This is a genomic window from Vibrio sp. M260121, from assembly GCF_036533715.1.
Classification (GTDB): domain Bacteria; phylum Pseudomonadota; class Gammaproteobacteria; order Enterobacterales; family Vibrionaceae; genus Vibrio.
In genome coordinates this window covers 1-8,212 of the sequence record NZ_JATABF010000077.1, presented here as the reverse complement: position 1 = coordinate 8,212, position 8,212 = coordinate 1, and the positions used below count along the sequence as shown (strand labels likewise).

At 39.4% G+C, this 8,212-nt stretch carries 13 protein-coding genes; 10 read left to right on the top strand and 3 right to left on the bottom strand.

Features of this window, described 5'->3' with window-relative positions:
• The first annotated feature begins 180 nt into the window (after positions 1-180).
• The 3 genes from QTO06_RS24510 (at position 181) to QTO06_RS24495 (ending at position 2,866) form a co-directional block, all read left to right on the top strand.
• Positions 181-954, top strand: coding sequence for a hypothetical protein (locus tag QTO06_RS24510; RefSeq protein ID WP_331410234.1), 774 nt, complete (start codon positions 181-183; stop codon positions 952-954).
• 122 nt (positions 955-1,076) lie between these two features.
• Positions 1,077-1,574: a DNA topology modulation protein gene (locus QTO06_RS24505; protein ID WP_331410233.1), complete on the top strand. Its 498-nt coding sequence runs from the start codon at positions 1,077-1,079 to the stop codon at positions 1,572-1,574.
• Positions 1,575-1,750: 176 nt separating this feature from the next.
• Positions 1,751-2,866 (top strand): YiiX/YebB-like N1pC/P60 family cysteine hydrolase, encoded by a 1,116-nt coding sequence (locus tag QTO06_RS24495; protein ID WP_331410232.1) that lies wholly within the window; start codon positions 1,751-1,753, stop codon positions 2,864-2,866.
• Between the two features lie 140 nt (positions 2,867-3,006).
• Here QTO06_RS24495 and QTO06_RS24490 read toward each other — a convergent pair whose 3' ends face one another.
• A complete protein-coding gene (locus QTO06_RS24490) occupies positions 3,007-3,504 on the bottom strand; it encodes a GNAT family N-acetyltransferase (RefSeq protein WP_331410230.1) in 498 nt (165 codons plus the stop codon).
• Positions 3,501-3,773 (bottom strand): type II toxin-antitoxin system TacA family antitoxin, encoded by a 273-nt coding sequence (locus QTO06_RS24485; protein ID WP_331410229.1) that lies wholly within the window; start codon positions 3,771-3,773, stop codon positions 3,501-3,503. Before QTO06_RS24485 ends, QTO06_RS24490 begins: the two co-directional genes overlap by 4 nt.
• A gap of 304 nt (positions 3,774-4,077) precedes the next feature.
• Between QTO06_RS24485 and QTO06_RS24480 the strand changes: the two genes are divergently transcribed.
• From QTO06_RS24480 to QTO06_RS24450, 7 genes are all read left to right on the top strand, one after another.
• Positions 4,078-4,332 (top strand): type II toxin-antitoxin system Phd/YefM family antitoxin, encoded by a 255-nt coding sequence (locus QTO06_RS24480; RefSeq protein ID WP_005526636.1) that lies wholly within the window; start codon positions 4,078-4,080, stop codon positions 4,330-4,332.
• On the top strand, positions 4,325-4,594 hold the full coding sequence (locus QTO06_RS24475; protein ID WP_005464459.1) for a Txe/YoeB family addiction module toxin: 270 nt from the start codon (positions 4,325-4,327) through the stop codon (positions 4,592-4,594). The genes QTO06_RS24480 and QTO06_RS24475 overlap by 8 nt, the downstream gene beginning before the upstream one ends.
• Before the next feature lie 199 nt (positions 4,595-4,793).
• Entirely contained in the window at positions 4,794-5,078 is a 285-nt protein-coding gene (locus QTO06_RS24470; RefSeq protein ID WP_199483666.1) for a hypothetical protein, read from the top strand.
• Between the two features lie 138 nt (positions 5,079-5,216).
• Positions 5,217-5,432: a hypothetical protein gene (locus tag QTO06_RS24465; RefSeq protein WP_045545950.1), complete on the top strand. Its 216-nt coding sequence runs from the start codon at positions 5,217-5,219 to the stop codon at positions 5,430-5,432.
• 256 nt (positions 5,433-5,688) lie between these two features.
• Complete coding sequence (locus QTO06_RS24460) at positions 5,689-6,057, top strand: hypothetical protein (RefSeq protein WP_331410226.1); 369 nt, start codon at positions 5,689-5,691, stop codon at positions 6,055-6,057.
• A 160-nt stretch (positions 6,058-6,217) separates the two neighbouring features.
• A complete protein-coding gene (locus tag QTO06_RS24455) occupies positions 6,218-6,757 on the top strand; it encodes a hypothetical protein (protein WP_331410225.1) in 540 nt (179 codons plus the stop codon).
• A gap of 143 nt (positions 6,758-6,900) precedes the next feature.
• On the top strand, positions 6,901-7,467 hold the full coding sequence (locus tag QTO06_RS24450; RefSeq protein WP_331410224.1) for a hypothetical protein: 567 nt from the start codon (positions 6,901-6,903) through the stop codon (positions 7,465-7,467).
• Between the two features lie 162 nt (positions 7,468-7,629).
• Here QTO06_RS24450 and QTO06_RS24445 read toward each other — a convergent pair whose 3' ends face one another.
• Entirely contained in the window at positions 7,630-7,953 is a 324-nt protein-coding gene (locus tag QTO06_RS24445) for a hypothetical protein (protein WP_331410223.1), read from the bottom strand.
• Positions 7,954-8,212 lie beyond the last annotated feature (259 nt).

Below are 8,212 nucleotides of genomic sequence, written 5' to 3'. Positions count from 1 at the left end.
TTTTACCAACTTTGGCTACGCACCTAACAAGCAATTTAAGAGGGATTCACAACGCTTGGCATTTTTGCTTCTACTTCAAATTTAGTGTTTATGGCACAATGGCTTAGGTTTGGGTGGAGGCGTTGTTCACCCCTTAATTGGGCGTTATACGTCATCAAACAAGAAATAAAGAGATAGAGGATGAAAGACAATAATAAGACATGGTGGGAAAAGACCGTTGAATATAGTTATATTAGAGACTTTTTAGGGCCGTATGAAATAATTTTCCCTCTTGATGGTGACTTGGAAAAACTTAGCGATGCCATGGTTGGTGATAACCTACGTTGGATCGTAATTGAATTTAAATCAGGTCAAGCTTGGGAAAATCAAGAAGTGGTCAAGTTTGATAAGCACAAAAAAGGGCGATATGAAGAAGCGAAATCAGATTTGTTACCAAAATATGGTGTTAAAAAAGGTAAGAAGGAAGGAGAGCCAGAAGAGTACCTGGGTATAGAGCATCATTTCATCGTATATGGTGAAGTTAATGATATTGGAGATCTATACTTAAAAGCAGAGAGGTACTTTTCTGAACCAAATGCTATTGTTTTTTCACCAAGGATTCTTTTGAACAATGGCTTAAGTGAATCCAAGTTCTATGAATATATAGTGGATATGTATAATTGGAAGAGCCCCCCAGGTAATGGTGGTGTCACAGCCTCAGCAAGCGATGGACCAACATCAGGACCTTCCGGCGGAGGGGTTTTAGCGGAGTATGGCACGGTGTTTGGTGTAAGTGAAGATAGCAAGGGGGTTGTGTGTATGACGATGCAAGATTTTCTTTCTAACTTTTCTTCTCAAGCTAAAGGTGATGAGGTTGATGAAAGTAACGGTGAAGGGGGAAAAATGCATAGACAAACAGTTAAATATAAAAAACCATCAGACCCTCTAGAATCAACTGCAGCTGTACCTGGCTGATCGTATAACAAAGCATTTAAGAGTGATTCGCAACGCTTGGCAGTTTCGCTTCGCTCAAGTATAGCCAAGCGCTGCTCACACCTTAATGCGGCGTTAACTGGATTGATGACGAGGTAAGTCCGATGAAAAGAATTGTGGTCATTGGTTCCGGCGGTTCGGGTAAATCCACATTTTCGGCACTATTAGGTACAGAGTTGAATTTGCCTGTTCATCATCTCGATCAGTTATATTGGAAACCAAATTGGGTTAAAACTCCAAAAGATGACTGGATCAAAATTCAAAAAGGTCTTTGTGAAAGCGAGTGTTGGATTATCGATGGTAATTATCAGAGCACCCTTGATATAAGATTTGAAGCTTGTGACACAGTAATATTCTTAGATGTAAACCGATATACCTGTATCTATCGAGCACTAAAGAGAACATTATTAAGTAGTAAGCGTCCAGATTTAGCTGAAGGTTGCGATGAAAGGTTTGATATCGAGTTCATCAAATTTTTATGGGATTATCCCAAAAAGTCGAAACCCCTAATAATGAACAAACTCAAGGCGCTGACAAGAAATAAGCGTGTAATTATCGCAAAATCGGGAGAGCAAGCGCTCCGCCTTTGCAAATCCAGTTAACAAACTGTTCAAGAGGGATTCGCAACGCGTGGCATTTTTACTATGCGTTGGTTTTAGTGTTTAAGGTGGTTTGCGGCGGCTTTTATATTGCGTTGCTCACCCCTTAACAGGGCGTTATGCGCCAGAGTGCTCCTGAGAAGCCTCAACCATACAGTTTAAGTCTAGAGGATATCAATGTGTCTAAAAAGTACATTATTAATTATAAAGAGTTAGAGCCCGGAGATATAATCCTTACCGCTGATAAAGGCATCGTTAGCAAAGGAGTCAGGTTAGGTACTCTTTCAAAATATTCTCATGCAGCGATTTATGTTGGTGGGACAATGATCGAGGCAACTTTGTCTGGGGTGTTTTCTAAGAACCCTCAGCGACTTATTTTTGATTCAAAGGACCATGTGGCGATCTATCGCTATGATGGAGAACTGACAGAATCTCAAGTTGAAGTTATCTGTAACTTTGCTCGGTCAAAAACATGCTCTTTGTATTCAATTCCTGAGGCCACTACCTTGAGGTTTAGGGAATTACTCAAGAAACCCGCAACTAAACAGCAATTTTGCTCTAGGTTAGTTGCACTTTCTTATTCAGAAAGTGGAGTTAATCTTAAAAATTTAAGAAACCCTGCGTACTGCACGCCCAAACAACTGTCATTATGTAAAGCGTTTTACAAAGTTGATCATATGGTTCGAGAGGCTACCAGTGACGAAGTTTCGTTCTCAAAGACTGAAGATCCTAATATTACTCATCAGAAAGAAACAACTGAATGGGTTCGTGAAGTTCGGAAGTTAAGTCAAGCGAATGATCTCTCTGTGAAATATGATATCCAAACAATAAATGACGTTGATGAGTTTCTTTATGAGAACAGAATATTTAATGATTCAATTTTAGAATTTGTAAAAAATGGTGGATATTTAACATATTATAAATATGACACTAAACGTAACCCTTGGAGATATGATAGAGTCTTATTAGAGGCAGTGGTCACCTCTTATCCTGATAAGGAATCATTTCTTGAAGCTCAATTGAAAATATCTTTTGATGTTTTTAATATTTATACAAATAACTTGGTTAAGTACTTGGAGTATTACTCTTCTACAGGGTTGAGCTATTACAAAGAGCATAGTTATTTGTATTATAATTTAATGAATCTAATTTATGTTAGGTCAAAAAACATTAATGAAGTATCAGAAAAGCTAGGGTTTAAAAAAGAGGCTTTCATAAGTCAGGATGTAATGAAAAGAGCCAAGGTAAACTGTGAGATTGCTACACAAGTGCTTGATGGTTGCGTGAGCGCATAACAAACAATTTAAGAGTGATTCAGCACGCTTGGCATTTTCGGTTTGGGTCTAGTTCTGTGGTTACGGTGATCTAATCAAATATTGTGGTAGCGTGCTTCACACCTTAATTGGGCGTTAGTTTGCTAAAGGCTAGCGATTAACTAGCCTAAGCTTGCTCTCACATCAGCAATGGTGATGAAGAGTTTATTTTCAGCGTCTTCAAATGTTTGAAAACCATAGCGTTCATAGAAGTGTTTCGCACCGTCTTTGGCATCAACGATAACAACTGGAAATGCAACGCTATCACTTGCAGCTAATAGCTTTCTGAGTGCGTCAATAAGCAGCCACTCACCAAAGCCTTTCCCTTTGTATCGGTCATCGACAGCAAGGCGGGCAATCAGACCACCAGAGGTGGATGATTGGTGTTTTTTTTGTAACTTATCGGGTAATGCCTTTAAGTCAATTGGTGTCATTGTTAGCGTGTAAAAGCCGATGACATGTGAGTTGTCGCTATCATCTTCCAAAACAAACGTTCTGGTGTTGTCTTTTTTTGCTTGCTGACTCGCCATTACTTTTAAGTAATTATTGAGAGCTTCGATACCACAGTTGAATCGGTTTCTATCGTGTTTAGCTTTATCTAGAAGTACCGTATTCATCATTGAGTTTTGCTCTCGTATCGATCAGCAGCAGCTTTTAGTTTTGAGTTCTGTGTTTCAGGACGATCTAAAGCTTCCATGAGCAACATCGCATCTGCTTGGCTCAGTTTTAAAGCCTGTTCACGTTCGATGACTTGTTTAGCTTTTTCGATTGCAGCGCTTAGAACAAACGAGTTGATGCTAGACATGCCGGCGATCGCGGCAGCCTTAGTAAGTAAGTCTTGTGTATCGACATCAACTCTAGCGGTGATGCGAGGCAAAGTAGTAGCCATAATGTTATCTCCTGTTGTGTCAAAATGTCACATGTGTATTATGGTCTTAAAGTGTGCAATAAGCAATCTCCGTGTCACTTTGACACGCAAACTAACAAACAATTTAAGAGTGATTCGGCACGCTTGGCATTTTTACTATGCGTTAATTTTAGTGAGTAAGGTGGTATGCGGTGGCATCGGTATTGCGTGCCTCACACCTTAATTGGGCGTTAGTTGCCTTATCAATATCGCATGTTCAATTTACTGTACATGTGGAGTGGTGAGGACTATACTTGTTCCATTAAACGTACATGTGGAGGTTCTTATGAGAATCGTATCTTTTACTGAAGCAAGAAATGGTCTTAAAGCTGTTTTGGACGGTGTAGTTAATGACGCTGATACAACAGTTATTACACGTCGTGATTCTGAAGATGCTGTGGTTATGTCCTTAGATTACTACAATAGCCTTATGGAGACAGTGCACTTACTACGCTCTCCTCAAAACGCTGAACACTTAAACCGTTCTATAGCACAGTACCGTGCTGGTAAAACAACAGCACGAGAGTTAATTGATGAGTAGTAGTCAGCGTTTACTGTCGTGGACTGATGACGCTTGGGATGATTACCTGTATTGGCAAACTCAAGACAAAAAAACACTCAAGCGCATCAATAAACTCATCAATGATGTTAAGCGTTCTCCATTTGAGGGCATAGGTAAACCTGAGCCATTGAAAGAGAACTTATCGGGTTTTTGGTCTCGTCGTATTGATGATACTAATAGGCTTGTTTACGCAGTCGATGATCAGGCCATAACGATAATCTCGTGTCGTTACCACTACTAAATTAGGTTCAGCGATCTGGCATCTAACAAAGCATTTAAGAGGGATTCGCAACGCGTGGCATTTTTATCATGCGTTGGTTTTAGTGATTAAGGCGGTATGCGGCGGCTTCGGTATTGCGTTGCTCACCCCTTAGCAGGGCGTTATGTGTCAACGCGGAAAAATCACCGATTAGGATGATTAATATCTAAGGAGAGATATTGTGGAGTGGTCAGTTTTAATAGTATTTATTGTGTTGTTGATATTCATCGGTTACAGAGAAATATCTGCGATGAAATACAAGCATAAACTGTTGGAGCGTAAGATAGACTTCTTACTTGAACGTTCTGATTTGTCATTAGATAAACACTTCGGTGTACCAGCCCAGGTGTTAGATGCTGTCAAATCAGGTAACAAGCTAAAAGCGCTGCGACTTTATCGAGAGGAAACTGGCGCTTCTTTAGTTGATGCTCGAAAAGTCATCGAAGAGCTCTGGCCAGACACATAACAAATTGTTCAAGAGGGATTCGCAACGCGTGGCATTTTTACTATGCGTTGAATTTAGTGGTTAAGGTGGTATGCGGCGGCATCGGTATTGCGTTGCTCACCCCTTAACAAGGCGTTATGTGTGTTGAGGAATTCCATCATGAAGTTAGAGAATAAACCCAAGTTTCCAATTTCAGTTACTTTTCTGGAAGATGGGGAAGTATGGGTACTTGATAATATTAACGAGCTTGGTTCAAACCTTGAGTGGTTCGACTCAAGTGACCCAGAAGAGGAAGCTTTGGTAAAGGATGCTGAGAATCGAGAAGTTGTTCTTGTTGTAGAAAAACTTGAAGTGAAAGAGTTTAAGCTTGCTTAAAGCTGAATTATACAAGCTCCGATCGTCTTACAATAATGCAGGTAGTAGAGTCTGATAAACTAAAAGCCTTTAGCATTCGCGTTACCAAAGACCGGAATGGCAAGCGAAAATAACACACATAACAAACTGTTCAAGAGGGATTCGCAACGCGTGGCATTTTCACTATGCGTTGGTTTTGGTGTTTAAGGTGGTCTGCGGCGGGTTCGGTATTGCGTTGCTCACCCCTTAACAGGGCGTTATAAGCCAAAGAGGAAATATGGAAAATTCTTTAATACTTGTTGCTCTCAGTGCAGAGCAAATCTCCCAAGCTAAAGCGATCAATGGGCAGCGCAAACAGATTACCCATGCATTACTTTGTGGTTCTTATGGGCAAATGTTTGGTACTGAAAAACAGTGCTCGAAATACTACAACGTATGGAAAGATATTTTCCAAGACCTATTTTCCGAGTCAAAATCTGTGCAGGCTTATGATGTGATTAATTATGAATCAACCTTTGATTTAGTGAACATTCTAATAGCAGCTACTGACCAACATAAACAGGTTCATAAATGCACTAAACCAACTAAAAGCCAGAAATCTCAGCCAACAGAAAAGAAAGGGTTTTGGGCACGTATCTTTGGGTAGGCTTATAACAAAGCGTTTAAGACGGATTCACAACGCTTGGCATTTTCGGTTTAATTCAGCTTTAGTGTTTACGGCACAATAGTTTAGGTTTGGTGGTCTGCGTTGCTCACCACTTAACGCGGCGTTATATTACTCCATTACTAATCGATATTAGGACAATATGAAAAAAACAACAAAATCAATTAAATATTCAGTGTTAGGCTGGTTTATTTTCTTTGTTTCGATGCTGTTAGGTATGAGCGACCTTACAAACCTAGCTCTGATAGGCTTCTTGTTTAGCTACTTAACGTTTTTTTTGTGGTCGGTTTTTTATGAAAAAGATCAACTAGAGAAAGGAACGATAATGATTTTGTCTGGAGTGTTTTTTGTTGTAGCTTTAGGTGGAGCAGCAAGCCTAGACAACGAAAGTACAATTAAGCTTTTTTCAGTACCTGACAATTTAAAAGCGGCATATGTAGCTTTGTTATCAATTGCTAGCGCAACATTTCTTGGCGCTGGAGGTAGTGTGGTTGCGAATGTGGCATCCGTTAACTCAACTGATAATAAGGAGTTTATCTCTCGTGAAAATGCACTCTCTTTAAATCGAACAGAAGAACAATTAGCAACTATACAACGACCACTAAAATATACCATTATTGGAATAATTGGTTTGATTCTTATTGTTTTTTGTATCGGTGTTTATATCGGAACCGTAATATAACAAAGCATTTAAGAGTGATTCCCAACGCTTGGCATTTTTCATTCCATCGTTGGGTTTTGTGTTTATGGTGGTATGGTTAGGTTCAGTGGTAGCGTTGCTCACACCTTAATGCGGCGTTAGCTTTAAAGGAGAATTATTAGCACATGGGTAAATTAATAATAGGTGTTTTGGCTGTTCTTTCACTTTCAGCATGTAATTCAACACCGCAGCATAATGTTTCAAGTTATAATGCTCAAGGTAATCTTGAATCACTGAAGCCCTCTGGATGTGTTGAGATAAGTCAATTATCAAATCAGCAAAATCCTGTTGATATTTTTACAGGCTTAAATAGATGTATGAGTGAAAAGAATTATTCTCAAGCAGCAGAATTGTATTTTGCTGGAATGAGCTATGGTTACTTCGACACAAAAAGAGTATCAGATAAAACTGCTCATCAAGCTATAAGTGTTCTGCGTATGAATGTCTTTGGGGATCAATCAAAGCGAGTTATGGATAAACTGCAAGTTGAGCTAGATAAAATATCCTCTGATAATTCTTCTATTTGTAAAAGCCTAACCGAACTAGGCGCTCCTTCATATAAACCAACATATATGATTCAACATGGTATGGGAGCATTTACAGGTCAAAGTACCAAAGATGGTTTGGTTGAGAGCTTCGATTCAGCAGCAACATGGAAAGACTCTTTGACCACTATCGCCAAGTGTGTTTAAAGCTAACAAAGCGTTTAAGACGGATTCCCAACGCTTGGCATTTTCGGTTTGCTTCTGCTTTAGTGGTTACGGCACAATAGTTTAAGTAGGGTGGTAGCGTTGCTCACCACTTAACGCGGCGTTATGTGCCTGAAAATATTTAGACTTCAGTATGTTGGACATTTACTTTTTGATCGCAGATTGAATTATTCGTTTGATGCCGACGTTATATACAAAGTAGAAAGCGAAATAAGCAGAAAAATAAGAAATTATTTCTACAGCGTAAACTGAAATAAATGAAGTCAAATCTTCCCAGACCGAGTCATGATATCGAGAGTACTTGGGTAGAGAGAATAACCCCCAGTACCATAAAATTACGACAACGCCGCCCAAAGCACCATATTTTGCAAATAGAGCACAAAGGATAGCAATAGTGTTACTAAATACGCTTCCAACACGGTTTAGTTCAACGTCTAGGAATACATCTTTTAGTTCACGAATTTTCATATAGTGTCTCATATACTAAATAGTACGCCATTCTATATCTATAGTTTGCCATTTACAACCTTTAGAACATTACTTTTGCGGCAACGGCACATAACAAAGCGTTTAAGACGGATTCCCAACGCTTGGCATTTTCGGTTTGCTTCTGCTTTAGTGGTTACGGCACAATAGTTTAAGTAGGGTGGTAGCGTTGCTCACCACTTAACGCGGCGTTATTGCTCAGGTCAGATTTACTGCTCCATAAATTATAGCTACGTTAATC

Bases quoted from the DNA above. Each gene is read 5' to 3' on its own strand.
- QTO06_RS24445 (WP_331410223.1), bottom strand. From the start codon at position 7,953: ATGAAAATTCGTGAACTAAAAGATGTATTCCTAGACGTTGAACTAAAC.
- QTO06_RS24475 (WP_005464459.1), top strand. From the start codon at position 4,325: ATGAGTAGTAGTCAGCGTTTACTGTCGTGGACTGATGACGCTTGGGAT.
- QTO06_RS24480 (WP_005526636.1), top strand. From the start codon at position 4,078: ATGAGAATCGTATCTTTTACTGAAGCAAGAAATGGTCTTAAAGCTGTT.
- QTO06_RS24510 (WP_331410234.1), top strand. From the start codon at position 181: ATGAAAGACAATAATAAGACATGGTGGGAAAAGACCGTTGAATATAGT.
- QTO06_RS24460 (WP_331410226.1), top strand. From the start codon at position 5,689: ATGGAAAATTCTTTAATACTTGTTGCTCTCAGTGCAGAGCAAATCTCC.
- QTO06_RS24450 (WP_331410224.1), top strand. From the start codon at position 6,901: ATGGGTAAATTAATAATAGGTGTTTTGGCTGTTCTTTCACTTTCAGCA.
- QTO06_RS24505 (WP_331410233.1), top strand. From the start codon at position 1,077: ATGAAAAGAATTGTGGTCATTGGTTCCGGCGGTTCGGGTAAATCCACA.
- QTO06_RS24455 (WP_331410225.1), top strand. From the start codon at position 6,218: ATGAAAAAAACAACAAAATCAATTAAATATTCAGTGTTAGGCTGGTTT.
- QTO06_RS24485 (WP_331410229.1), bottom strand. From the start codon at position 3,773: ATGGCTACTACTTTGCCTCGCATCACCGCTAGAGTTGATGTCGATACA.
- QTO06_RS24490 (WP_331410230.1), bottom strand. From the start codon at position 3,504: ATGATGAATACGGTACTTCTAGATAAAGCTAAACACGATAGAAACCGA.
- QTO06_RS24465 (WP_045545950.1), top strand. From the start codon at position 5,217: ATGAAGTTAGAGAATAAACCCAAGTTTCCAATTTCAGTTACTTTTCTG.